This window comes from Halomonas sp. ATBC28 (assembly GCF_005937175.1).
Taxonomy (GTDB): domain Bacteria; phylum Pseudomonadota; class Gammaproteobacteria; order Pseudomonadales; family Halomonadaceae; genus Vreelandella; species Vreelandella titanicae.
This window is the reverse complement of sequence record NZ_VCQL01000015.1, coordinates 59,661-82,308: the sequence shown is the minus strand read 5'-3', so window position 1 is coordinate 82,308 and position 22,648 is coordinate 59,661. Positions and strand designations below refer to the sequence as shown.

Annotated in this window: 21 protein-coding genes and 3 tRNA genes; 5 read left to right on the top strand and 19 right to left on the bottom strand. The window is 55.9% G+C overall.

Annotation, left to right across the window (positions count from 1 at the left end; all coding sequences use genetic code 11):
* Positions 1–43 precede the first annotated feature (43 nt).
* The 5 genes from ccmE to ccmA form a co-directional block, all read right to left on the bottom strand.
* Positions 44–553, bottom strand: coding sequence for a cytochrome c maturation protein CcmE (gene ccmE / locus E0L35_RS17270; RefSeq protein WP_027957351.1), 510 nt, complete (start codon positions 551–553; stop codon positions 44–46).
* Complete coding sequence (gene ccmD / locus E0L35_RS17265; protein ID WP_022519956.1) at positions 550–741, bottom strand: heme exporter protein CcmD; 192 nt, start codon at positions 739–741, stop codon at positions 550–552. The genes ccmE and ccmD overlap by 4 nt, the downstream gene beginning before the upstream one ends.
* Entirely contained in the window at positions 741–1,508 is a 768-nt protein-coding gene (locus E0L35_RS17260) for a heme ABC transporter permease (RefSeq protein ID WP_009286787.1), read from the bottom strand. The genes ccmD and E0L35_RS17260 overlap by 1 nt, the downstream gene beginning before the upstream one ends.
* A 14-nt stretch (positions 1,509–1,522) precedes the next feature.
* Complete coding sequence (ccmB, locus tag E0L35_RS17255; protein ID WP_223828158.1) at positions 1,523–2,191, bottom strand: heme exporter protein CcmB; 669 nt, start codon at positions 2,189–2,191, stop codon at positions 1,523–1,525.
* 125 nt (positions 2,192–2,316) lie between these two features.
* The gene (ccmA, locus tag E0L35_RS17250; protein ID WP_027957353.1) at positions 2,317–2,937 is read right to left on the bottom strand and encodes a cytochrome c biogenesis heme-transporting ATPase CcmA; all 621 of its coding nucleotides are present in this window, start codon (positions 2,935–2,937) and stop codon (positions 2,317–2,319) included.
* A 197-nt stretch (positions 2,938–3,134) separates the two neighbouring features.
* On the opposite strand from ccmA, the gene E0L35_RS17245 reads away from it, so the two are divergent.
* Together E0L35_RS17245 and E0L35_RS17240 are read left to right on the top strand one after the other, a co-directional pair.
* Positions 3,135–3,515 (top strand): S24 family peptidase, encoded by a 381-nt coding sequence (locus tag E0L35_RS17245; RefSeq protein WP_027957354.1) that lies wholly within the window; start codon positions 3,135–3,137, stop codon positions 3,513–3,515.
* Positions 3,515–4,141: a YigZ family protein gene (locus tag E0L35_RS17240; RefSeq protein WP_022519960.1), complete on the top strand. Its 627-nt coding sequence runs from the start codon at positions 3,515–3,517 to the stop codon at positions 4,139–4,141. The genes E0L35_RS17245 and E0L35_RS17240 overlap by 1 nt, the downstream gene beginning before the upstream one ends.
* 230 nt (positions 4,142–4,371) lie before the next feature.
* Here the strand turns inward: E0L35_RS17240 and E0L35_RS17235 are convergent, their stop codons facing one another.
* The 3 genes from E0L35_RS17235 to E0L35_RS17225 form a co-directional block, all read right to left on the bottom strand.
* Complete coding sequence (locus tag E0L35_RS17235) at positions 4,372–5,694, bottom strand: sodium ion-translocating decarboxylase subunit beta (RefSeq protein WP_022519961.1); 1,323 nt, start codon at positions 5,692–5,694, stop codon at positions 4,372–4,374.
* A gap of 10 nt (positions 5,695–5,704) precedes the next feature.
* On the bottom strand, positions 5,705–7,519 hold the full coding sequence (gene oadA, locus E0L35_RS17230; protein ID WP_138800947.1) for a sodium-extruding oxaloacetate decarboxylase subunit alpha: 1,815 nt from the start codon (positions 7,517–7,519) through the stop codon (positions 5,705–5,707).
* Positions 7,520–7,610: 91 nt separating this feature from the next.
* The gene (locus E0L35_RS17225; protein ID WP_022519963.1) at positions 7,611–7,868 is read right to left on the bottom strand and encodes an OadG family transporter subunit; all 258 of its coding nucleotides are present in this window, start codon (positions 7,866–7,868) and stop codon (positions 7,611–7,613) included.
* A 159-nt stretch (positions 7,869–8,027) separates the two neighbouring features.
* On the opposite strand from E0L35_RS17225, the gene E0L35_RS17220 reads away from it, so the two are divergent.
* On the top strand, positions 8,028–9,023 hold the full coding sequence (locus E0L35_RS17220; RefSeq protein ID WP_223828023.1) for a tRNA-dihydrouridine synthase family protein: 996 nt from the start codon (positions 8,028–8,030) through the stop codon (positions 9,021–9,023).
* Between the two features lie 173 nt (positions 9,024–9,196).
* On the opposite strand, the gene E0L35_RS17215 is transcribed toward E0L35_RS17220, so the two are convergent.
* From E0L35_RS17215 to E0L35_RS17175, 9 genes are all read right to left on the bottom strand, one after another.
* Positions 9,197–9,273, bottom strand: a tRNA-Arg gene (locus E0L35_RS17215).
* A 142-nt stretch (positions 9,274–9,415) separates the two neighbouring features.
* Positions 9,416–9,492 (bottom strand) — tRNA-Arg (locus E0L35_RS17210).
* A 56-nt stretch (positions 9,493–9,548) separates the two neighbouring features.
* Positions 9,549–9,641 (bottom strand) — tRNA-Ser (locus E0L35_RS17205).
* A gap of 133 nt (positions 9,642–9,774) precedes the next feature.
* The gene (csrA, locus tag E0L35_RS17200) at positions 9,775–9,963 is read right to left on the bottom strand and encodes a carbon storage regulator CsrA (RefSeq protein WP_007111501.1); all 189 of its coding nucleotides are present in this window, start codon (positions 9,961–9,963) and stop codon (positions 9,775–9,777) included.
* Positions 9,964–10,157: 194 nt separating this feature from the next.
* Positions 10,158–11,408 carry an aspartate kinase gene (locus tag E0L35_RS17195; RefSeq protein WP_009286781.1) on the bottom strand — a complete coding sequence of 417 codons (1,251 nt, stop codon included), beginning with the start codon at positions 11,406–11,408 and terminating at the stop codon, positions 10,158–10,160.
* Positions 11,409–11,507: 99 nt separating this feature from the next.
* The gene (alaS, locus tag E0L35_RS17190) at positions 11,508–14,117 is read right to left on the bottom strand and encodes an alanine--tRNA ligase (protein ID WP_138800946.1); all 2,610 of its coding nucleotides are present in this window, start codon (positions 14,115–14,117) and stop codon (positions 11,508–11,510) included.
* A 214-nt stretch (positions 14,118–14,331) separates the two neighbouring features.
* A complete protein-coding gene (locus E0L35_RS17185) occupies positions 14,332–14,796 on the bottom strand; it encodes a regulatory protein RecX (protein ID WP_022519966.1) in 465 nt (154 codons plus the stop codon).
* A gap of 24 nt (positions 14,797–14,820) precedes the next feature.
* Positions 14,821–15,894: a recombinase RecA gene (gene recA, locus E0L35_RS17180; protein ID WP_027957359.1), complete on the bottom strand. Its 1,074-nt coding sequence runs from the start codon at positions 15,892–15,894 to the stop codon at positions 14,821–14,823.
* A 129-nt stretch (positions 15,895–16,023) separates the two neighbouring features.
* Positions 16,024–16,563, bottom strand: coding sequence for a CinA family protein (locus tag E0L35_RS17175; RefSeq protein ID WP_035538996.1), 540 nt, complete (start codon positions 16,561–16,563; stop codon positions 16,024–16,026).
* An 83-nt stretch (positions 16,564–16,646) separates the two neighbouring features.
* Between E0L35_RS17175 and mutS the strand changes: the two genes are divergently transcribed.
* Both mutS and fdxA read left to right on the top strand, forming a co-directional pair.
* Positions 16,647–19,208, top strand: coding sequence for a DNA mismatch repair protein MutS (gene mutS, locus E0L35_RS17170; RefSeq protein WP_027957360.1), 2,562 nt, complete (start codon positions 16,647–16,649; stop codon positions 19,206–19,208).
* A 320-nt stretch (positions 19,209–19,528) separates the two neighbouring features.
* Positions 19,529–19,852: a ferredoxin FdxA gene (gene fdxA, locus E0L35_RS17165; protein ID WP_007111508.1), complete on the top strand. Its 324-nt coding sequence runs from the start codon at positions 19,529–19,531 to the stop codon at positions 19,850–19,852.
* Positions 19,853–20,417: 565 nt separating this feature from the next.
* Here fdxA and eno read toward each other — a convergent pair.
* Together eno and kdsA are read right to left on the bottom strand one after the other, a co-directional pair.
* Positions 20,418–21,707, bottom strand: coding sequence for a phosphopyruvate hydratase (gene eno / locus E0L35_RS17160; protein WP_009286778.1), 1,290 nt, complete (start codon positions 21,705–21,707; stop codon positions 20,418–20,420).
* Positions 21,708–21,773: 66 nt separating this feature from the next.
* Complete coding sequence (kdsA, locus tag E0L35_RS17155) at positions 21,774–22,637, bottom strand: 3-deoxy-8-phosphooctulonate synthase (RefSeq protein WP_009286777.1); 864 nt, start codon at positions 22,635–22,637, stop codon at positions 21,774–21,776.
* Positions 22,638–22,648 lie beyond the last annotated feature (11 nt).

The following is a 22,648-nucleotide window of genomic DNA, read 5'->3' as shown; positions in this document are numbered from 1 at the left end:
GAACCAGCACTGGCGGTAAGGCAAGGCGGTTAAACGGTGGGTCTTAGTATTCGCTTGCTTGGGGTACGCCTTCTTCGTCCAGGCGTTTACCCACTTCCGCGGCTTTGGCCTGGTAGTCGGCTGGCGAATAGCCCGCCTCTTCAAGTGCCTGGGCGACTTCAGGGGGCATATAGTTCTCATCGTGGCGCGCAAGCACTTTATCGGCGTACAAACGACCATCGGACTGAAGCTCTCCGATCACTACCACGCCTTGGCCTTCGCGGAACAAGTCGGGCAGGATGCCGCTGTAGTAGACCTCCAGGTCATCAACGTAATCGGTGACGACAAACTCGACGTCCAGGCTCTCGGGGTCACGGGATACTGAACCCTCTTTCACCATGCCACCGGCGCGAATCTGCCGCTCCATGGGCGCGTCGCCCTGGGCGATCTGTACCGGGCTGAAAAACAGATTGATGTTAGCGCGCAGCGCGTACAGGGTCAGCCCCACGGCAATCGCGGCCAGCGACACAAGGCCCAGGATAATAAAGAGTTTCTGTTTACGTTTAGGCGTCATTGGGCGTTTCCCCTTGCGCTGTTTGCGCGTCTTGCACGGCGTTTCAAGCCTTTAATCAATTGGCGCTGTTCAGCACGCGCATGCCATACGGTGGCGAGCAGCAGTAGCGCTGTCACGCCCCAGGCAGACCACACATAAGGCGCGTGACCACCCATGGCGAGAAATTCGGAAAATGAGTCAAACGCCATTAGCGAGCCTCCTCTGCCGGTACTTTCACCACTTGGCCGGTCACCAATTCCTGTACCCAGCGTTTGTTAGCTTCGCGGCGCAAAATTTCACTGCGTGTGCGCATCAGCGTTAAGGCAATGAAAAAGCAGTAAAAACCCAGCACCATAATGACCAGAGGCAGCCACATTTCAGTAGGCATGGCCGGGCGCGAGGTCAGCGTAAATGAAGCGGGCTGGTGCAGGGTGTACCACCAGTCCACCGAGTATTTGATGATGGGAATATTGATCACCCCCACCATGGCCAGCACCGAGGCTGCCCGTGAGGCGCTATCGCGGCTGGTAAAAGCCCCACGCAGAGCAATTACGCCCAAGTACAAAAACAGCAAGATCAGCATTGACGTTAGCCGTGCATCCCACATCCACCAGGTGCCCCAAGTGGGCACACCCCATACGGCACCGGAAAACAGCGCGACAAAGGTCATAGCTGCGCCAAGAGGCGCCATCACCGCCGCCGCCATATCGGCGACTTTAATTTTCCAGACCATAAACACCAGGCCGGAAACCGCCATGGCAATGAAGATAGACTGAGCCAAAAAGGCCGCCGGCACATGGACGTAAATAATTCGGAAGCTATTACCCTGCTGGTAATCCGCTGGCGCAAACGCCAACCCCCACAGCGAGCCAGTGACGATCAACAGCGCCGCCGCGGCCCAAAACCAGGGCTGTAATTTGGCACTAATGCCGTAGAACCACTTGGGTGATCCCAGCTTATGTATAAAGGCCCACATAGCGTGTCCTGTCCTTAACCGTTAATACTGATACGCAGCGATGCGGCAATCGCCCACGGCGCCAACATGAGTGAGGCGGCGAGCAGCGCGCCCAGGATAGCCAGGTGTGCGGAGACACCCTCTCCAAAAATGGCCGCCTGCACCGCGCCTGCGCCAAAAATGAGCACCGGGATATACAACGGCAGCACCAGTAGCGAGAGCAGCACTCCACCCCGTGCCAAGCCAACGGTTAACGCCGCACCGATGGCGCCAATCAAACTCAAGCTTGCCGTACCCAGGGCAAGCGACAGCGCCAGCACGGCGTAGCTGCCCGCTGGCAGCGCCAGCATAATACCCAATATCGGCGCCATCAGCGCCAACGGTAGGCCTGTCAGCAGCCAGTGCACGGCCACTTTGGCCAAACTTAGCGCGACTAACGGCTGCGGCGCCAATAGCAGTTGCTCCAGACTACCGTCGTCATAATCGCTGCGAAACAGGCTGTCTAATGAAAGCAGCGCGGCTAACAAAGCTGCGACCCACAGCAAACCTGGAGCAATCACCGCTAACAGCTCAGGGTCGGGCGAAATAGCGATCGGGAACAGCGTGATCACCAGGGCAAAAAACACCAGTGGGTTGAGCACTTCGCCACGGCGTCTCAGCAATAGCGTTAAGTCACGCACGAGCGTGGCCTTCACTGCGGTCATTAACCCACCATTATGCTCACGCAGTGGCACTGCTGAAACCTGTTGAGCGGTCTCCGAACTTTGTGAAGAGCCGTGTGAAGAGCTATTTGAAGCGCCATGTAAAGAGCTGTGCAACCCTTTCTCCTTTACCCTAGGGATATCCGTCTGAGCAACGGTGAAGCGGTTAACTCGTGGTGTGTCGTTACTAACACGCAGCCCCCCGCCTGAGCGTGGGCAACCAGCTGTCTTTCTAGATCAGCGACGCCGTGGCGATCAATCGCGGTAAAAGGCTCATCCAGTACCCATAGGGCGCGCGGCGTTAACGTTAAGCGCGCCAGAGCCACACGGCGCTGTTGCCCTGCTGAGAGTTGCCCTGCGGGCACATCTTCAAAGCCTGCCAACCCAACCCGCTCAAGAGCTTCCAGGCGCTGATCTTCATTACCACTTTCCCCGCTTAACGCCTGATACCAGGCTAAATTTTCTAACGGGGAAAGCCCTGACTTAATGCCCGGTGCATGTCCTAAATAGAGCAAATTCGCGAGAAAATGTTCACGTGCTTCGTTCATCGCAGCGCCATTCCAGAACAGTTCGCCCTGGTAGTCACTGAGCTGGCCGGAGAGAATTTTCAGAAGGCTGGTTTTACCACTACCATTGGGCCCTTCAATTCGCACTATCTCGCCGCTGCGAACCTCCAGATCCAACCCTTGAAACAGCCAGCGGTCATCGCGTTCACAGGCAAGCTGGCGGGCTTGTAGACACAGGCTCAAGCGTCTCTCCTGGCATATTGATTTCGCGTCGAACTCTACACGTAAAGCCCCTTTCTCGCCACTCACACAATGCGGCGCTGGGTCGCAGCGTGACCTTCATCAATATGTCGTGAGAGCAATTATCTCTGGCACTGTATGCAAAAACAGGTCTACAATGAAAACCACTGTATGAAAGAACATGCAATGGAGATTCTTTGATGACCCTATCGATGGCAGCACCTACCGTTACGTTTGGCCGTAGACAACCGGCACCGCGCCCTTACGCAATGGCGCCTAGCATTACCCGACGCAATACCTATGCACTCAAAGTGCGTGGCAATGCACTGTGTGATTGCAACTTGTTCGATGGCGATGTCATTATTATCCGGCGCTATCAACACGATACCCAGACAGAAACTGCCGTTGCCGAAATAAACCAGCAAACGATCGCCTTGAGGCAGCTCTCTATCAGTCGCTTTGGCGTAGAGCTATGGCCAGAAGATACTTTGCAGCCAGCGCTATTTTTGCACAACCGGGATATTCAGGTACTCGGCATGGTAATGGGTGTGAAAAGTGAGACTACCTTTACGGAGCATTAATGCGCTATCGGGTTCCCGAGTTACCCACAGGGTCATGGCACACGGCTGACATTGAAGTAGAAAAGAGCCAATTTATCACCTGGATCTGCCACGCTCCCGATATCAACGCATTCACTACTCTGCTGAATGCGGCGAAAACCGCGCATCCTAATGCCAGCCACCACTGCACTGCCTACATTGCCGGGCCACCCGGCGAGCAAAATCTGATTGGCTTTTCCGATGATGGCGAGCCTGGCGGCACCGCTGGCCGCCCCATGTATCAGGTTCTCCAGGGGAGCCAACTGGGCCAGATTGGCTGTGTGGTCATTCGTTATTTTGGCGGTACAAAGCTCGGCACCGGTGGCTTAGCCCGCGCCTACGCTCAGGCGGTTAGCCATGCCCTTGAGACACTAGCTACCCGGGAAGTGGTTGAGCGCGACACCTACACCCTGCGCCTTACTTTTGCCAATGAAGCGATTGCCCGCGCCTGGTGCGAAGAGCACGACATCCCTATTGAGCAAGCCGACTACGATGGTGATGGCGTTCGCCTGACCATTGGCTGGCCACGGGACTGCCCGCTTGACCTTGCCCCGCTAGAAAACCGCTTGAAGAGTGCTATTGAGGTTCTCTCTGCACCAAAGGCATAACGCAGCAGATGAAAGGGCCCCATATGTCATTGCGAGGAGCTTGCGACGCGGCAATCTCGTTCTGCGGTGGCAAACAAACCGAGATCGCCGCGCTTCGCTCGCGATGACACTCACCGGCCATTGCGAGGAGCCTGCGACGAAGCAATCTCAAGCCTACCCTGAGAACCAACCCCAGATTGCTTCACTGCGTTCGCAATGACACCCCTATGTCGTTGATGGCAGAGGACTAGTTAACCCAGGTATTTAATCATTACCCCGGCCGCGACTGCCGACCCAATAACACCCGCCACGTTGGGGCCCATGGCATGCATCAGCAGGAAGTTATGTGGGTTGGACTCCAGCCCCACCTTATTCGCCACCCGCGCTGCCATAGGCACGGCGGAAACGCCCGCGGCACCGATCAATGGGTTGATGGGCATTTTGCTCACCAGGTTCATCAGCTTGGCCATCAATACCCCAGCGGCCGTGCCGATACCAAAGGCGACAATACCCAGACCTAATATCCCCAGCGTCTCAAATGCCAGGAAACTCTCGGCCATCAGTTTGGAGCCTACCGACAGTCCCAGGATAATCGTGACGATATTGATCAAGGCGTTTTGCGCGGTATCCGACAAGCGCTCGACTACGCCACACTCACGCATCAGATTACCGAAGCAGAACATACCGAGTAGCGGTGCCGCATCGGGCAGAAACAGCGCGACCAGAATCAGCAGCATCAGCGGGAAGATGATTTTTTCCAGCTTGGAGACCGGCCGCAACTGGGTCATCTTGATTTGACGCTCTTTATCGGTGGTCAGCAGACGCATGATGGGCGGCTGTATCAGCGGCACCAACGCCATATAGGCGTAGGCAGCCACCGCGATAGCACCCAGCAGCTCCGGCGCCAGCACGCTGGAGACGTAGATGGAGGTCGGGCCATCCGCCCCGCCAATAATACCAATGGCGGCGGCCTGATTGAGCGAGAAATCCATGATGCCCATCGAGGTGAGCGCCACGGCACCAAACAAAGTGGCAAAAATGCCAAACTGAGCGGCCGCACCTAAAAACAGCGTGCGCGGATTGGCCAGCAGCGGACCGAAGTCGGTCATGGCGCCCACACCCATAAAGATAATCAGCGGGGCGATACCTGAACCAATTGCTACTTTATAGAAGTTGTAAAGCATGCCATCGCTATAGCCGACGCCCACGGCGATATCACGTGCGGCACGCACCTGATCCGGTGCGACGCCATCGTGGGCTATCACTTTTAACGATTCACGCCAGGCTTCCGCATTCGCTAACGGATCCAGCGTCGCGCCCAGCGCTGCCGCTATCTGCTGTAGCACTGCGGGTTTCGCCACCTCGATCGCTTGGTCTAGCGCTGAAATCGCCAACCCTGCTTCGGGAATATTGGCCAGAATGCCGCCAAAGCCAATCGGCACCAGCAGCAGCGGCTCAAACTTCTTATAAATGGCCAGGTAAAGCAGCAGTAGCCCCACCATGATCATGACGGCTTGGCCAAGCTCAAGGTTATATAGCCCAGAGCCTTCCCATAACGTTACTAATTTATCCATTACTGGGCCCTTAGAGCTCGATCAGCGCATCGCCTACGGCTACGCTGTCGCCCTCGCTGACGTTAACCTTAGACACAGTGCCTGCGATACTGACACGCACTTCGGTTTCCATTTTCATCGCTTCAAGAATGATCACCACATCCCCTTCAGCGACTTTATCGCCAGGGCGAACATTAACCTTGAAGATATTGCCGGCCAGCGGCGCATCAATGCTCTCACCAGTGGGTGCAGACACTTCCTCTTTGGGGGCGCCAGTGCTGGCCGCCGTTTGCTCCTGCACTTCGCCCAGTTCACCACCTTCAGACACTTCCACCACGAAGGCTTTACCGTTGAGCTTAACGGTATAGGTTTCCGGGCCACTGCTAGCCACTGGCGCTTTGCTTTCCACCTTGGCGGGTGTCTTTTCAGCACTTGCGTCAGTTGCCTGGGGGGCAGGTTCAAAGGCGTCGGGATTGTCGCGGTTTTTAAGGAACTTCAAGCCGATCTGCGGGAACAGCGCGTAGGTCAGAACATCATCTACTTCGCGCTTGCCTTCGGCCAAGCGAATGCCTTCAGCGCTAGCCTTCTCTTTCAGTTCGGCAGCCAGCCTATCCATTTCCGGTGAGAGGTTATCCGCCGGGCGACAGGTAATCGGCTCGCCGCCTTCCAAGACGCGCTTTTGCAATTCGGCGTTGAAGGGTGCTGGGGCAGCACCATATTCACCTTTGAGCAGCGCCTGAACTTCCTTGGAGATCGACTTGTAGCGCTCGCCCATCATCACGTTCATGACCGCCTGGGTGCCGACGATTTGCGAGGTGGGCGTCACCAGCGGAATAAAGCCAAGATCTTCGCGCACGCGGGGAATCTCGCTGAGCACGTCGTCCAGCTTATCGCCCGCGCCCTGCTCTTTCAGCTGGCCTTCCATGTTGGTCAGCATGCCGCCGGGCACCTGAGCAATCAGGATGCGCGAATCAATACCACGCAGCGAACCTTCAAAGGCGGCGTACTTCTTACGTACTTCGCGGAAGTAACCGGCAATATCTTCCAGCAGCTCAAGATCCAGACCGGTATCGCGGCCGGTGTCTTTCAGCATTGCCACCACTGACTCGGTGGGGCTGTGACCGTAGGTCATCGACATGGACGAGATCGAGGTGTCGACGTTATCGATGCCCGCTTCTACCGCTTTCAAAATAGTCGACGTAGAGAGGCCGGTGGTGGCATGGCAATGTAAATGCACCGGAATCGATAGCTCTTTCTTCAGCCGGGAGACCAAATCAAACGCTGTGTAGGGCGTCAATAGCCCCGCCATATCCTTGATAGCCAATGAATCTGCGCCTAAGCCGGCAATGGTTTTGGCGAGATCAACCCAGCTATCCAGGGTATGTACCGGGCTCACGGTGTAAGAGATGGTGCCCTGGGCGTGACCTTCGACGTTACGCACCGCCTGAATGGCGCGCTCTAAATTGCGCGGGTCATTCATGGCATCGAAAACACGGAAGACATCAACGCCGTTGGTTTTCGCCCGCTCGACAAACTTATCGACAACGTCATCGGCGTAGTGGCGGTAGCCCAGCAGGTTCTGACCACGTAGCAACATGGCCTGAGGTGTATTGGGCATAGCCTCTTTTAATGCACGAATGCGCTCCCACGGATCTTCGCCCAAATAGCGGATACAGGCGTCATAAGTGGCCCCACCCCAGGTTTCCAGCGACCAATAGCCAACGCGATCCAGTTTTTCGGCGATCGGCAGCATATCGTCCAGCCGCATACGTGTAGCGAATAGCGATTGATGGGCATCGCGCAGCACGACATCAGTAATGCCTAGAGGGCGTTTTATTTCGTTCATTGTCATGGCTCACAGTAGAGAGTTGTAAGTTTGTAGTAAAAATAACAAAAAAATAGCCACAAAAGGGCCAAAATGAAAAAAATCGAGAAAGTTAACGACGCCGGCTTGAGCGATAACGATGCACTGCAGCACTGATCACCGCCATGACCTCGTCATTTTGCGCAGAGGAACCCGAAGATGGCGACGATTTATTGCCCGTATTAACAGCCACAGGGGCGGGCTGAAAACGCCCAACAAGCTTCGACATCAGCGTAACGCTAATGACCAAAACAGTAAGAAAAACAAACACTACGCCCATACCGAGCGCCATCAACGCCAGCCCTTCTTGCAATAGTTCTAGATCCTGCATAAAGCGATCTCCTTGAAGCCCGGTGTCTTGAAGCACAGCTCAAGTACCATTTTTACGCACATCATGACGCCAATACGGTGAAAGGCGCTTGGCGCAGTAAGGGGAATGCACTAACCTGCCACACTCAGAATAGAATGCAATGGCGCGATAGTGGAAGTCATGGTTGTTAATTTACTACAAAACGGCAGAATCGGCCTAGCCCCGATGGAAGGGGTAATCGACGCCCTGACTCGTGATCTGCTGACCCGGCATGCCGGGTTCGACTGGACGGTCACCGAGTTTGTACGTGTGGTCGATGCGCGCCTGCCGCCAAGAGTGTTTTATAAACACTGCCCCGAGCTTGCGCAACCGCCTGTGGCCACACCAAGCGGCATTCCCGTGCATTTACAGTTACTGGGCTCTGACCCAGTCGCCCTGGCGGCTAACGCGCGCCAGGCGCTTAGCCTGGGCGCGGTGAGCGTCGATCTTAATTTCGGCTGCCCTGCCAAACTGGTTAACCGGCACGATGGCGGCGCCTCGCTGTTACGCCAGCCTGATCGCGTCTATAAGGCGGTTAAAGCCGTTCACGACGCTTTAGAGGGGGAAATCCCGGTAACCGCCAAGATTCGCCTGGGCTTCGCTAATCGCCGTTTAGCGGTGGCCTGCGCCCAAGCCACCGAAGCGGGCGGAGCAGCACAGCTGGTCGTTCATGCACGCACCCGAGACGAGGGCTACCGCCCACCGGCACACTGGGAGTGGATCGGCAAAATTCGCCGCCAAGTGAGCATCCCCGTGGTCGCCAACGGCGATATCTGGACACTGGAAGATTACTGGAAAGCCCGCACCCTGTCAGGGTGTCGCGACGTGATGCTGGGACGGAGCGCCCTGGCCGATCCTTGGCTGGCGCCACGCATTCGCCACTGGCTGCAAACCGGCGAGCGGCTACCTGAGAGTAGCTGGGCGATGCGCGCCAACGTGCTCAAAGAATACGCCGCTCTACAGCGTCAAAAGCTACCCGACCGCGTCGTGGTCTCTCTGGTAAAGCAGTGGCTTGCCCAAATGCGCCAAGGAAGCAGTGAAGCTGAACAGAATTTTCAGCGCGTAAAGCGCATCACCGAGTTAGACCAACTGCTCGACAGCCTTGTTGTCGACGAACAGCAAGCTGCAATGGCTTAGCCCTTCTTTCGCACCACCCCTTTAACAGGCAAAAAAAAGCGCCCTACCGCAAAGCGGGGGCGCTACAAACGATCGCAAGACCGGGGCGCGAGCGACTTCCGGTCAGGCTAGAAACTGGCGGTCAGACTGGAAACAGAAAACCCGCTCTCAATAAGAGAGCGGGTTTTGGAATCTGGCGCGCCCGGGAGGATTCGAACCTCCGACCCCCTGATTCGTAGTCAGGTACTCTATCCAGCTGAGCTACGGGCGCGTAACGTTTTACTAACGTTTACTTTTACTGCGACCAAGACTATTACAAATACTGATTAATGCAATTAGCCTCTGGTACAACTAACTTTAAATACAGCTAATCTCAAATACGATTAACCATAAATGCAGTCAGCATAAAAAGGTGGCGCGCCCGGGAGGATTCGAACCTCCGACCCCCTGATTCGTAGTCAGGTACTCTATCCAGCTGAGCTACGGGCGCATACCTTGTGACCATGCACTTTTTAACAAAGTAAAAGCACTTACTGGCCATGCGATTGGCGGAGAGAGAGGGATTCGAACCCTCGATAGGGCTATAAACCCTATACTCCCTTAGCAGGGGAGCGCCTTCAGCCACTCGGCCACCTCTCCTCAACGGCACGGCGCGAATATTACCGATTTAGTCTTCTTGTGTCTAGTCTTCTACGGATTTTTTTCGCACCGGCCATATCTTACATATAAGCTTACGCTTTAAGCATCGTTTCATCATGCGAGCTCGCAAGGCTTATTCCACTTCATTTTCACTGTTTCGTTCACGCTGAATACGCTGGTAAATCTCTTCACGGTGAACTGCCACATCTTTAGGCGCATTTACGCCGATACGTACTTGATTGCCTTTCACACCTAGCACGGTGACGGTGATTTCATCACCGATCATCAGCGTTTCGCCAACACGGCGAGTTAGGATGAGCATGGCTGATCTCCTTTTCAGACGTTTTATGCAACGGGATATGTCAGCCGGAGGCAACACCATGCCATTATGCGACATAGTGTTCCCTGTCACCAATGACTCCGGCTCCATGACACCTTATACCTCCCGTTGAAAGAAAGCTCACCACCACACGGCAGTAAGTACCCCTTCAGCGTAGAAGGTTTAAGGTATTAATGTTATTCAGATTCGATATCTGCCTTATCTAAACCAAAAGCTTTGTGTAATGCATTAACAGCAAGCTCCATATGCTTCTCATCAATCACGACCGAGATTTTAATCTCAGAGGTGGAGACCATACGGATATTGACGTTTTCGTCGGCTAGCACACGGAACATTTTCGACGCCACACCGGCGTGAGAACGCATACCGACACCCACTAAAGAGACCTTAGCAATATTGTCGTCGCCACGCAGCTCACCGCCGCCCAAATCAGGAATCACCGTCTCTTCAAGCAGCTTCTTAGTGGCTTTGTAATCGCCCTTAGCAACCGTAAAGGTAAAGTCGGTATAGTCTCCGGCCGGCGCCACGTTCTGCACGATCATGTCCACTTCGATATTGGCATCGGCAATGGGGCCTAGAATGCGTGACGCCACACCCGGCACGTCCGGTGTATTCAGCAGGGTTAATTTTGCTTCATTTTTGGTGAAAGCGATACCGGAGATCAGTGGTTCTTCCATAGCGTCCTCGTCTTGGTCGGCTTCTGCAACAATTAGGGTACCGGGGCCGTCTTCAAAGCTCGACAGCACCCGCAGGGGTACGTTGTACTTTCCGGCAAACTCTACCGCGCGGATCTGCAGCACTTTAGAGCCGAGACTGGCCAGTTCCAGCATCTCTTCCACGGTAATGCTCGTTAAGCGCTGGGCTTTGGAGCAGACGCGGGGATCGGTGGTGTATACCCCGTCAACATCGGTGTAAATCTGGCACTCATCGGCGCCTAGCGCGGCGGCTAGCGCCACCCCTGTGGTGTCAGAACCACCACGGCCCAGGGTAGTGATATTGCCGTCTTCATCGACCCCTTGGAACCCGGCCACAACCACTACCTGACCAGCGTCCAGATCGGCCTTGAGGTCTTCGGTTTCAATGCGCTGGATACGCGCCTTGGTATAGGCACTATCGGTATGAATACCTACCTGGGCGCCTGTGTGCGAAGTGGCTGGCACACCGATTTGCTGCAGCGCCATAGCGAGCAGTGAAATAGTTACCTGCTCGCCGGTCGACAGCAGCATATCCATCTCGCGCGGTGCGGGATCGTCGTTAAGCGCCTGTGCCATGTCCGTCAGGCGGTTGGTTTCGCCACTCATGGCGGAGACCACGACCACTACCTGATGGCCTTGATCGCGGAAGCCCTTAACCTTTTCCGCTACGGCCTTGATACGCTCGACAGAGCCCACCGAAGTGCCGCCGAACTTCTGTACGTATAGTGCCATATGCCGTTTTTCCTATGCGTTCGGGAATGGAGGGTGAAAGTGTCACAAGTTTTAAATAAATAATAAGGCCGGTGACAATAATGCCACCGGCCCAGAGGTTTAGCTAAGAACGTTTTCCAACCATGCTGGTACGCTCTTCAACGCATCCGGCAGGGCGTCGGGTTGACTACCTCCCGCTTGGGCCATGTCGGGGCGGCCACCGCCCTTCCCTCCTACCTGGGAGGCAACATGGTTCACCAGCTCGCCGGCTTTCACTCGGCCGGTCAGATCCTGGGTGACCCCAGCGATCAAACTCACTTTGCCCGCCGCCTGGTCGGCAACGCCGAGGATAATCACTCCAGAGCTTAGCTTGTTCTTAAGCTGGTCAAGGATGCCGCGTAAATCTTTGCCTGATACGCCATCCAGCTGCGTCGCCAGCAGCTTCACGCCATTGACCTCCTGCACCTGGCTGAGCATATCGCTACCCGCTGCACTGGCTAGTTTGGCCTTGAGCTGCTCAAGCTCTTTTTCCAGGCTACGGTTGCGCTCAACCAGTGATTCTACCCGCGCTTCGACCTGTTCAGGCTTGGTCTTCAAGCGCTCACCCAAGCGCTCGAGGCGGGCTTCCTGCTCGCGAAAGTGGGCCAGCGCATTTTCGCCGGTGATCGCTTCGATGCGGCGCACGCCAGAAGCAATGCCCACTTCGCTCATCACATGGCAGCAGCCAATATCACCGCTGCGTGCCACGTGGGTACCACCGCATAACTCGATCGAGAAGTCATCGGCCCCAATGGTCAGCACGCGCACGTTCTCGGCGTATTTGGCCTCAAACAGCGCTGCTGCGCCCTTGGCCTTGGCTTGATCCAGGCTCATCTGCTCGATCTTGGTCGGCGCATTAGCCAGAATCTGTTCGTTGACCAGCCGTTCGACTTCCGCCAGTTGCTCGGCGGTCATCGGCTCGAAGTGGCTAAAGTCGAAGCGCAGGCGCTCGGCGTTCACCAGCGAGCCTTTCTGCTGTACGTGATCACCCAGCACCATGCGCAGCGCTTTATGCAGCAGGTGGGTGGCTGAGTGATTGCGAATGGTGGCTGTGCGCAGGCTGGCATCCACTTCACCACGCACGCTTGCGCCAACGCTTAGCGAGCCTTCTACCATCATGCCCTGGTGAAGATGATGACCGCTCTGCTTTTGGGTATCAGTGACCTGGAAACGGCCACCGTCGACATACAGGTAGCCGGTATCGCCCACCTGGCCGCCTGACTCGCCGTAAAACGGCGTGCGGTCTAGTACCACGACCCCCTTCTGCCCCGCTTCCAGCGCTGCCAGTGGATTGCCCTCGCTGTCGACCAGCGCGGTTACCTTGGCCTGATCTTCCAAACGGTCGTAGCCGGTGAAGGCAGTTTCGCCCTCCAACTCGATGGAGGCACTGTAGTCGGCGCCAAATTGGCTGGCCGCCCGTGCGCGTTCACGCTGGGCCTCTAACGCCTGCTGAAAGCCATCTTCGTCCAGGCTAACGCCACGCTCACGACAGACGTCGGCGGTAAGGTCGAAGGGAAAGCCGTAGGTGTCATAAAGCTTAAACACCGTCTCACCCGGCAGCACCTTGCCATCCAACTCGGCCAGTGCCGCATTCAAGAGCCCCATACCGTGATCCAGGGTGCGTGCGAACTGCTCTTCTTCTTTCAGCAGTACACGGGCAATTTGATCGCTCGCTTCACGCAGTTCCGGATAGGCATCGCCCATCTCCGCATCCAGCGCCTCCACCAGCTTGTGGAAGAACGGCTCAACCGCGCCCAGCTTGTGGCCGTGACGAATTGCACGGCGAATGATCCGACGCAGGACATAGCCGCGCCCTTCGTTGGAAGGCAGCACGCCATCAGCAATCAGGAAGGCACAGGAACGGATATGGTCGGCAATTACGCGCAACGAAGGCGTAGCGGTATCAGGGTGCCCGGTCGCTTTCGCAGCGGCTTGCAGCAGGTTCTGGAACAGGTCGATCTCATAGTTGGAGTGGACGCCCTGCATGACAGCGGCGACACGCTCCAACCCCATACCGGTATCGATGGAGGGCTTGGGCAGCGGGTTGAGCGTGCCCTGGGCATCGCGATCAAACTGCATGAACACCAGGTTCCAGATTTCGATATAGCGATCGCCATCCTCTTCCGGGCTGCCCGGCGGGCCACCCCAAACCTCAGGGCCGTGATCAAAGAAGATTTCCGAACTGGGGCCGCAGGGGCCGGTGTCGCCCATCTGCCAGAAGTTATCTTCATCCAGTTTGGAGAAGCGCTCAGGGTCGATGCCAATCTCATCTTTCCAGATGCGCTCAGCTTCGTCATCGCTGATGTGTACCGTTACCCACAGCTTGTCTTTGGGGAGTCCCAGCGTTTCGGTTAAAAACACCCAGGCAAAGCGAATGGCGTCGCGCTTGAAGTAGTCGCCAAAGCTGAAGTTACCCAGCATCTCAAAGAAGGTGTGGTGGCGTGCGGTATAGCCGACGTTGTCTAAATCATTATGCTTACCGCCCGCGCGAACGCAGCGCTGCGCAGAGGTGGCGCGCACGTAAGGGCGCGGATCGCGGCCTAGAAACACATCTTTAAACGGCACCATGCCGGCATTGGTAAACAGCAGCGTCGGGTCGTTGCCCGGCACTAATGAGCTGGTGGGTACAATCGTATGCCCCTGCTCTTCGAAGAAGGTGAGAAAGGCCTGTCTAATCTCTGCGCTTTTCATAGGGTATCCGTAACAAGAAAGCGTGATGTCCCAGGGCGCTGTTGCCGCTACCCTCAGGGGTCGCAAAGCAGCCATTATAGCGCAGTTGTCAAACGACTAAAGCCGCACTTAGTGGCAGAAAGGCAAACAGCCACGTAAACAACTGGATGAACAAGCGTATTAGAGCGCTACTAGAAATGTAAGAGGGGGTATTGTATAGGCTGGGGAAAACGTATTACAGACAGGAGAGCGCATAGCGAATTTGTTCAAAATCGAAGCCGCGACTGGCGAGAAAACGTTCACGCCTAGCGCGCTCTTTGGGGGTCTCACCGGGGCTATCAAAACGCCGCGCCAGGGTTTCCCGGGCTAGCTCAAACCAGTCGACCTGCTCGCCCCCCTCCACTTCTTCAAAAGCGGTGGCAAGGGTTTCCTGGTCTATGCCGCGCTGGCGCAACTCGCCTTTAATACGAATCACGCCTTGGCCACGCAGTATGCGCGAGCGCACGAAACTGGCCGCAAAGCGCGCGTCAGACTGCAGCCCTTGTTCAACCAAGGCGTCCAGGCACTCATCAATAGCGGCATCGTCGAAAGACTTTTTCTTCAGACGCTGAGCAAGCTCGGCGCGGGAGTATTCGCGCCGAGCCAGTAAGCCAATGGCGATATCACGGGGCGTAGCATCACGCTGGGAGGTGAATGCCATCAGCTTATCTTAGCGAGAGTCGTCTTAAAGCAGATCGTCATCACCCGCATCCAATTCTGCCGCTGCTTCGGCAGGCGCATCTTCCTTCTCCTTTTTAGGATCGGGCTTGGCCAAGAGCTGCTCACGAATCTGCGTTTCGATTTCGAGCATAATTTCCGGGTGCTCTTCCAGATACAGCGCTGAATTGGCTTTACCTTGACCGATTTTCTTACCTTTATAGCTGTACCAGGCACCGGCTTTGTCGACTAGGTTGCACTGCACGCCCAGGTCGATGACCTCACCGGCGTGGTAGATACCCTTGCCGTAAAGAATCTGGAATTCAGCCTGACGGAATGGCGGTGCTACCTTGTTTTTGACTACTTTCACGCGGGTTTCGTTACCGGTGACTTCATCACCCACTTTCACCGAGCCGGTACGACGAATATCCAGACGCACGCTGGCATAGAACTTCAGCGCGTTACCACCAGTGGTGGTTTCGGGGCTACCGAACATGACGCCGATCTTCATGCGGATCTGGTTGATGAAGATCACCAAGCAATTGGCGTTTTTGATATTACCGGTGATTTTACGCAGTGCCTGAGACATCAAACGCGCCTGTAGGCCAACGTGGGAATCACCCATTTCGCCTTCGATTTCAGCGCGCGGGGTCAACGCAGCGACCGAGTCGATAACAATCACGTCAACACCGCCAGAGCGTACCAGCATGTCGGTAATTTCCAGCGCCTGCTCACCGGTGTCCGGCTGGGAAATCAGTAGATCATCCAGGTTGACGCCTAGCTTTTCTGCGTAGCTGGGGTCAAGCGCATGCTCGGCATCGACGAAGGCACACACTTTGCCTTGCTTTTGCGCTTGCGCAATCACCGAAAGGGTCAGTGTCGTTTTACCCGAGGACTCTGGACCAAAAATTTCAGCCACGCGGCCAAACGGCAGCCCGCCGATGCCGAGGGCGATATCCAGACCCAATGAACCAGTGGAAACCGACGGCATGACGACACGCGGTGCGTCGCCTAGACGCATGACGGTGCCCTTGCCGAACTGACGGTCGATTTGGGTGAGTGCAGCGTTTAGCGCTTTAGTGCGGTTGTCATCCTGAGCCATTCAGAGATTCCTCATAACAAGCTGTATAATTAGCCAGTAGTATGCCAAAGATTGCGCCGTAAACAAATCCTTGATCGCGCTTTCTCTCATCTATTTTATCAACAGCCTTTTTGCATATGCGCCTTTTTCTTACGGCTGGTTCGTCTTGCTCGCCTTCTCGCGCTCATTCAGGCGCGCCACCAGCCCAACCAAGGCCTGACGCACGGCCTGCTCTCGCACCGACTGACGGTCACCTGGAAAGTGAAAGCATTCAGCTTCCTGGGCAGCAGCATCTCCCCAGGCCAACCAAACCGTACCCACCGGCTTTTCAGCGCTCCCCCCCTCTGGGCCTGCAACACCGCTAACGGCAACAGCTAAGCCCGCGCCACTTTCATTACAGGCACCCAGCACCATGGCTTTGACGACCTCCTTACTGACAGCACCGTGCTCGGCCAGCGTGGTCTCAGGCACCCCCAATAAGCGCGTTTTAGCAGCATTCGCATAGGTCACATAGCCCGTCGTAAAGTAAGCAGAGCTACCCGCCACCTCGGTAATGGCGCTGGCAATGCCGCCCCCCGTACATGACTCAGCGGCGGTCACTTCCACATTCAACTGCTTACACAGCCGCCCCAGCCGCTGAGCTAACAGGGTTAAATCAAGATTTTTCAGGCTAGTTTCGCTGGGCACTATGGTCGCTCCTTCAAGTGAGTCGTCTATTCAGCGTAGAATACTGCGTTTAGCTTTCTCAAAGAAATTGCTCAATCAGGACGCCCATGTCACAGGCCATTCCCCCTAACACGCCCATGATCACGCAATATTTAAAGATCAAGCGCGAGCACCCCGAGGTACTGCTGTTCTACCGCATGGGGGATTTTTATGAACTGTTTTTCGACGACGCCAAGCGCGCCGCCGCACTGCTGGATATTACCCTTACCCAGCGTGGGCAGTCAGGCGGCAAGCCGATCCCGATGGCAGGCGTCCCCTATCACAGCGCTGAGGGCTATCTGGCCCGCCTCGTCGCTGGCGGCGAGTCGGTCGCTATTTGTGAGCAAATTGGCGACCCCGCGACCAGCAAAGGGCCCGTTGAGCGCCAAGTGGTGCGTATCGTTACCCCTGGCACACTCCACGATGAAGCGCTGCTCGATGCCCGCCGCGACAACGTACTGGTGTCCGTTTCTCCCGGAAAAGAGAGCTGGGGCCTTGCCTGGCTGGAGCTCTCCAGTGGTCGCTTCAACGTACTGGAAGTAGACAGCGAAGCCGAAATGCTCGCCGAGCTGACGCGTCTCTCCCCGGCCGAGCTGCTGGTACCCGAAAGCTTAACGCTACCCGAGGCCTGGTCGCAGAAACGCAGCCTGCGCCGCCAGGGCGAGTGGCTGTTTGATTTGGAAAGCGCTACCCGTAGCCTCTGCGACCAGTTCGAAGTGCAGGATTTACGTGGCTTTGGCTGTGCGCACTTAACCTCTGCGCTAATTGCTGCCGGGGTATTGATCGATTATGCCCGGGACACTCAGCGCTCGCGCCTGCCCCACGTGACCGCCATCAGCGTTGAGAACCGCGACGACGCGGTGGTGATCGACGCTGCCAGCCGCCGTAATCTGGAAATTGATATCAACCTGGGCGGCAGCAGCGACAACACCCTGGCCAGCGTGCTGGATACCTGTACCACCGCCATGGGTTCACGGCTACTCAAACGCTGGCTTAATCGGCCACTGCGTCAACGCGAGATTGTCCAGGCCCGTCATGCGGGTGTGGCGCTGCTAAGCCTGGATGCCGCCTATATGCCGCTGCGCGAGACGTTGAGCGCGGTGGGCGACGTGGAGCGCATTCTGGCCCGGGTGGCGCTGTATAGCGCCCGCCCGCGCGATTTGGCACGGCTGCGGGATGCACTGGTAACGCTTCCGGAACTGGAGCAACAGCTTAGCGAGGTTGAGAGCGGCAGTGCGCTGGATAACCTGCGCCCGCATATTCGCCCCTACCCAGAAATGGCCGATATGCTCAGCCGGGCGCTGGTAGAAAATCCGCCGGTGGTGATCCGCGATGGCGGGGTGATTGCCGATGGCTTTGATTCAGAGCTGGATGAGCACCGTGGCATGGCCGAAAACGCGGGCGACTATCTTATTCAGCTCGAGCTTCGCGAGCGCGAGCGCACGGGGCTAGCCAATCTCAAAGTGGGCTACAACCGGGTGCACGGCTACTTTATCGAACTACCGCGTTCACAAGCCCAGCAGGCGCCCGCCGACTATATTCGCCGCCAGACACTTAAAAATGCCGAGCGGTTCATTATCCCCGAGCTCAAAGAGTTTGAAGATAAGGCACTCTCCGCTAAATCTCGCGCGTTGACGCGTGAAAAATGGCTCTACGATCGCCTGCTTGGCGATCTCAACGCAAGCCTTCACGCGCTGCAGAGCACCTCGCAAGCCTTGGCGGAACTGGACGTACTGTGCGCCTTTGCCGAGCGCGCCGAGGCGCTGAACTGGGTGCGTCCAACACTCAGCGAAACCACCGGGATTCAAATTGACGCGGGACGACATCCGGTGGTCGAGCAGGTGAGCGAGACACCCTTTGTGCCCAACGACGTGACGCTCAATCCTGACCAGCACATGCTGATTATTACCGGCCCCAACATGGGCGGTAAATCGACCTATATGCGTCAGACGGCGCTCATCGCCCTTCTCGCTCACTGCGGCAGTTTTGTGCCCGCCGATGCCGCCGAGATCGGCCCGCTGGATCGAATATTCACCCGCATTGGCTCATCGGATGACTTGGCCGGCGGGCGCTCTACCTTTATGGTCGAGATGACTGAAACCGCCAACATTCTCCACAATGCCACCCAGCAAAGCTTGATCCTGATGGATGAAATTGGCCGCGGCACCAGTACCTTTGACGGTCTGTCGCTCGCCTGGGCAAGCGCTGAACATCTGGCAAAAGGACGCGCGCTAACGCTGTTTGCGACCCACTACTTTGAAATGACGGCGCTGCCTGAGCATATGGAAGGGGTGGCCAATATCCACCTAACGGCGACCGAGCATGGCGACAGCATTGTGTTTATGCACCGCATCGAAGCGGGCCCGGCCAGCCAGAGCTATGGTTTGCAGGTGGCGCAATTAGCGGGCGTGCCCAACCATGTGATTAAACGTGCCCGCGAGAAGCTGATAAGTTTGGAGCAGCGCGATGTGGATAACACAGCGCAGGCGCCGCGAACCGCACCGCAGCAAAACGATCTGTTCGCCGCTGCACCGCATCCGGTGGTCGAGGCGTTGGAAAACGTCGATATGGATGGTTTAACACCGCGGGAAGCGCTATCACTATTGTATCAGTGGCGAGACCTGATCTAATGGTGCTTATAGCATGAAAGGCGATAAGTTAGATTCAGGTGCCAGGGCAGGTTGAAGCGAGGGTCTTTCGACAGGGCCGGAAAATGTTCCCGACTATTCCGGCATTTCCGCCATCCATGGCGGTCAGATGTCGAAAGTAGCGTCTTCGCGGAAACCTGTACTGGCATTGCTACCAACTGGGATCATATGGCGCTTGCCGCCAGGTATGCGCACCTCTAGAATGTCGTTCAAACTTTTAGCTTATAAAAAACGGCTGATTTATAACCATTCACGATTGACCATGGCTGGGAGTTACCCGGCCCTGCAAGAGGGATAGCAAGATGACGTTTGTCGTTACCGAGAACTGCATCCAGTGCAAATACACCGACTGTGTGGAAGTCTGCCCGGTCGACTGTTTTTACGAGGGCCCGAACTTCCTGGTCATTCATCCTGACGAGTGTATCGACTGCGCGCTGTGTGAGCCCGAGTGCCCCGCCGAGGCGATATTCTCCGAGGATGAGCTGCCGGATGGACAGGAGGCCTTTATCGAGATTAACGCTGAGATGGCCGAAGTATGGCCCAACATCGCCGAAAGAAAAGACCCGCTGCCGGACGCCGAAGAGTGGGATGGCAAGCCCGGCAAGCTTGAGAAACTAGAGCGCTAAACGCTGTGACGGTTTAAAAATCAGCACATAGCTCTTTTTAAAAGCTCTCTTTAAAAATTCTCTTTAAACCAGCGCTGGTTGTTAAAAACAGCGCTGGTTTTTTTGTGTTTTCAAAAGTGTATCGTCAAAAATGTGCTGCCAAATTGCGGGCAAAAAAAGGCGACCCGTAGGCCGCCCGCTCCAAGCACTTCCTCTGACCACTCCCTGGATCAACCTCCTCAGATGACGTCCTTGCCAGGGCTCACCTCACTGTATCACCCGGCGCATCTGACCTACATCCCGCTGCATCCTGACTGAAGCGTCCTTGCCTCCCCTTGTCCTGTGTATATTGTGTCAGATCATGGCCGCTTCTCAACAAAGCCAAAATACAAAAGGGCGAGCCGCTGCGACTCGCCCTTTTTAAAAAACCACTTATTAAACAATTACTTAAATTTTAATTAGTGGCAAAGTAAGCTATTTCTTACCCTAAACTGAGCGATTCTCGTCGGTATTTGTAAGATATCTCTTACAAAATTTTGAGACATCTCTTACAAGCACCTCTAAAAATTCGCTCGATATTGGCATTTTACTGCCCTTTAATGGCTTTCAAACCTGGGTAGGTCACATCACCCAGCTCTGCTTCAATCACCAGCAAACGGTTGTACTTGGCAACCCGATCAGAGCGGCAAAGTGAGCCCGTTTTAATCTGACCGGCACAGGTACCCACCGCCAAATCGGCAATGGTGGTATCTTCGGTTTCACCGGAGCGGTGAGAAATAACCGCCGTAAAGCCAGCATCCTGCGCCATCTTAATCGCGTCCAGCGTCTCAGAGAGCGAACCGATCTGGTTGAACTTGATCAGGATAGAGTTACCGATCTGCTCATCGATACCGCGCTTGAGAATCTTGGTATTGGTCACGAATAGATCATCGCCCACCAGCTGCACTTTATCGCCCAGCTTGTCGGTCAGCGCTTTCCAACCCGCCCAATCTGATTCATCCATGCCGTCTTCGATAGACACAATTGGGTAGTCGGCACACAGGCCTGCCAGGTAATCGGTAAAGCCTTGGGCGTCGTAGCTTTTGCCTTCACCGGAAAGGTTGTACTGACCGTCTTTGTAAAACTCAGACGAAGCACAATCCAGCGCCAGCGTGACGTCTTTACCCAGCTCATAGCCAGCATCGGCAACGGCTTGTTTAATCACCGCTAGCGCATCAGCGTTAGACGCCAGGTTAGGCGCAAAGCCGCCCTCGTCACCGACGGATGTAGAGAGCCCCTTCGCGGAGAGCACTTTCTTCAGCGCGTGGAAAATTTCCGCGCCCATGCGCAGCCCTTCGCGGAAGTTAGGCGCGCCCACTGGCTGCACCATAAATTCCTGGATATCGACGTTGTTATCCGCGTGCTCGCCGCCGTTGATGATGTTCATCATCGGCACCGGCATGCTGTACTGGCCAGGTTGACCGTAGAGCTCGGCAATGTGGGCGTAGAGCGGTACGCCTTTGGCGTTAGCAGCTGCTTTAGCCGCCGCCAGCGAAACGGCTAGGATGGCATTCGCCCCCAGATTCGCTTTGTTTTCAGTGCCGTCCAGCGCCAACATGGCATCGTCCAAGCCGCGCTGATCGCGCGCATCCATGCCCATCAGCGCATCACGAATTTTGCCATTGACCGCATCGACTGCTTTCAGCACGCCTTTGCCCAGGTAGCGCGACTTATCGCCGTCGCGCAGCTCTAACGCTTCCCGGGAGCCGGTTGAAGCACCACTGGGGGCACAGGCTTCACCGACAGCACCACTGGCAAGGCGTACATGCGCCTGCACGGTCGGGTTACCACGAGAATCCAGCACTTCCAACGCACTGATAGCAACAATTTTGGTCATGGCAGTATCCTTTCCTGTTAGTCAGATAAAATTATTAATATAACGACCTGATTAGCTAAATACAGCTTAGCGAATCGTTAGCGGCTCAAAACCTTTAACCAGCGCATCCAACTGGGCAAGCTGAGTCAAGAACGGCTCTAATTGATCCAGCGGCAATGCACAGGGACCATCGCATTTGGCGTTGTCTGGGTCAGGGTGGGCTTCCAAAAACAGCCCGGCAAGGCCGACAGCCACGCCTGCACGCGCTAACTCAGCCACCTGGGCACGGCGCCCATCAGCACTATCGGCACGCCCACCGGGGCGCTGCAGCGCGTGGGTCACATCGAAAAATACCGGGTAGCCGGTTTGCTTCATATCACCAAAGCCCAGCATATCAACAATCAGATTGTTGTAACCAAAGCTTGAGCCGCGCTCGCAGAGCATCAACTGGTCGTTACCCGCTTCCTGGAACTTGCTGAGGATATGACGCATTTCATGGGGCGCCAAAAACTGCGGCTTTTTGATATTGATGACCGCGCCGGTTTTGGCCATGGCGACCACCAAATCAGTTTGGCGAGCCAAAAAGGCCGGCAGTTGGATAATGTCAGCGACTTCAGCGGCTGCTTGCGCCTGCCAAGGCTCGTGAACGTCAGTGATGATCGGCACGTTGTGGCGAGCTTTGATATCGGCCAGTATCTGCAGCCCTTTCTCGATACCTGGGCCGCGGTAGGAGTGAATCGAACTGCGATTGGCTTTGTCAAAGCTGGCCTTAAAAACGTAGGGCATACCCAGCTTCTGGGTCACCGTGACGTAGGCTTGAGCGACTTCGTCGGCAAGATCGGCCGACTCCAGTACGTTCATGCCACCCAGCAGCATAAACGGCAAGGAGTTACCGGCGGTTAAGCCGGCAACGTTAATATGACGCTCTTGAGATCGGTCTTGAGAAGCCATGCTTCTGCCCT

What these genes read in the sequence shown, in the direction of transcription:
- ccmD (WP_022519956.1), bottom strand. Translation starts at nt 741, where the DNA reads ATGGCGTTTGACTCATTTTCCGAATTTCTCGCCATGGGTGGTCACGCG.
- ccmB (WP_223828158.1), bottom strand. Translation starts at nt 2,191, where the DNA reads ATGACCGCAGTGAAGGCCACGCTCGTGCGTGACTTAACGCTATTGCTG.
- fdxA (WP_007111508.1), top strand. Translation starts at nt 19,529, where the DNA reads ATGACGTTTGTCGTTACCGAGAACTGCATCCAGTGCAAATACACCGAC.
- E0L35_RS17220 (WP_223828023.1), top strand. Translation starts at nt 8,028, where the DNA reads ATGGTTGTTAATTTACTACAAAACGGCAGAATCGGCCTAGCCCCGATG.
- oadA (WP_138800947.1), bottom strand. Translation starts at nt 7,519, where the DNA reads ATGAACGAAATAAAACGCCCTCTAGGCATTACTGATGTCGTGCTGCGC.
- ccmE (WP_027957351.1), bottom strand. Translation starts at nt 553, where the DNA reads ATGACGCCTAAACGTAAACAGAAACTCTTTATTATCCTGGGCCTTGTG.
- E0L35_RS17245 (WP_027957354.1), top strand. Translation starts at nt 3,135, where the DNA reads ATGACCCTATCGATGGCAGCACCTACCGTTACGTTTGGCCGTAGACAA.
- mutS (WP_027957360.1), top strand. Translation starts at nt 16,647, where the DNA reads ATGTCACAGGCCATTCCCCCTAACACGCCCATGATCACGCAATATTTA.
- E0L35_RS17185 (WP_022519966.1), bottom strand. Translation starts at nt 14,796, where the DNA reads ATGGCATTCACCTCCCAGCGTGATGCTACGCCCCGTGATATCGCCATT.
- E0L35_RS17195 (WP_009286781.1), bottom strand. Translation starts at nt 11,408, where the DNA reads ATGGCACTATACGTACAGAAGTTCGGCGGCACTTCGGTGGGCTCTGTC.
- eno (WP_009286778.1), bottom strand. Translation starts at nt 21,707, where the DNA reads ATGACCAAAATTGTTGCTATCAGTGCGTTGGAAGTGCTGGATTCTCGT.
- csrA (WP_007111501.1), bottom strand. Translation starts at nt 9,963, where the DNA reads ATGCTCATCCTAACTCGCCGTGTTGGCGAAACGCTGATGATCGGTGAT.
- E0L35_RS17260 (WP_009286787.1), bottom strand. Translation starts at nt 1,508, where the DNA reads ATGTGGGCCTTTATACATAAGCTGGGATCACCCAAGTGGTTCTACGGC.
- recA (WP_027957359.1), bottom strand. Translation starts at nt 15,894, where the DNA reads ATGGCTCAGGATGACAACCGCACTAAAGCGCTAAACGCTGCACTCACC.
- kdsA (WP_009286777.1), bottom strand. Translation starts at nt 22,637, where the DNA reads ATGGCTTCTCAAGACCGATCTCAAGAGCGTCATATTAACGTTGCCGGC.
- alaS (WP_138800946.1), bottom strand. Translation starts at nt 14,117, where the DNA reads ATGAAAAGCGCAGAGATTAGACAGGCCTTTCTCACCTTCTTCGAAGAG.
- E0L35_RS17225 (WP_022519963.1), bottom strand. Translation starts at nt 7,868, where the DNA reads ATGCAGGATCTAGAACTATTGCAAGAAGGGCTGGCGTTGATGGCGCTC.
- E0L35_RS17240 (WP_022519960.1), top strand. Translation starts at nt 3,515, where the DNA reads ATGCGCTATCGGGTTCCCGAGTTACCCACAGGGTCATGGCACACGGCT.
- E0L35_RS17235 (WP_022519961.1), bottom strand. Translation starts at nt 5,694, where the DNA reads ATGGATAAATTAGTAACGTTATGGGAAGGCTCTGGGCTATATAACCTT.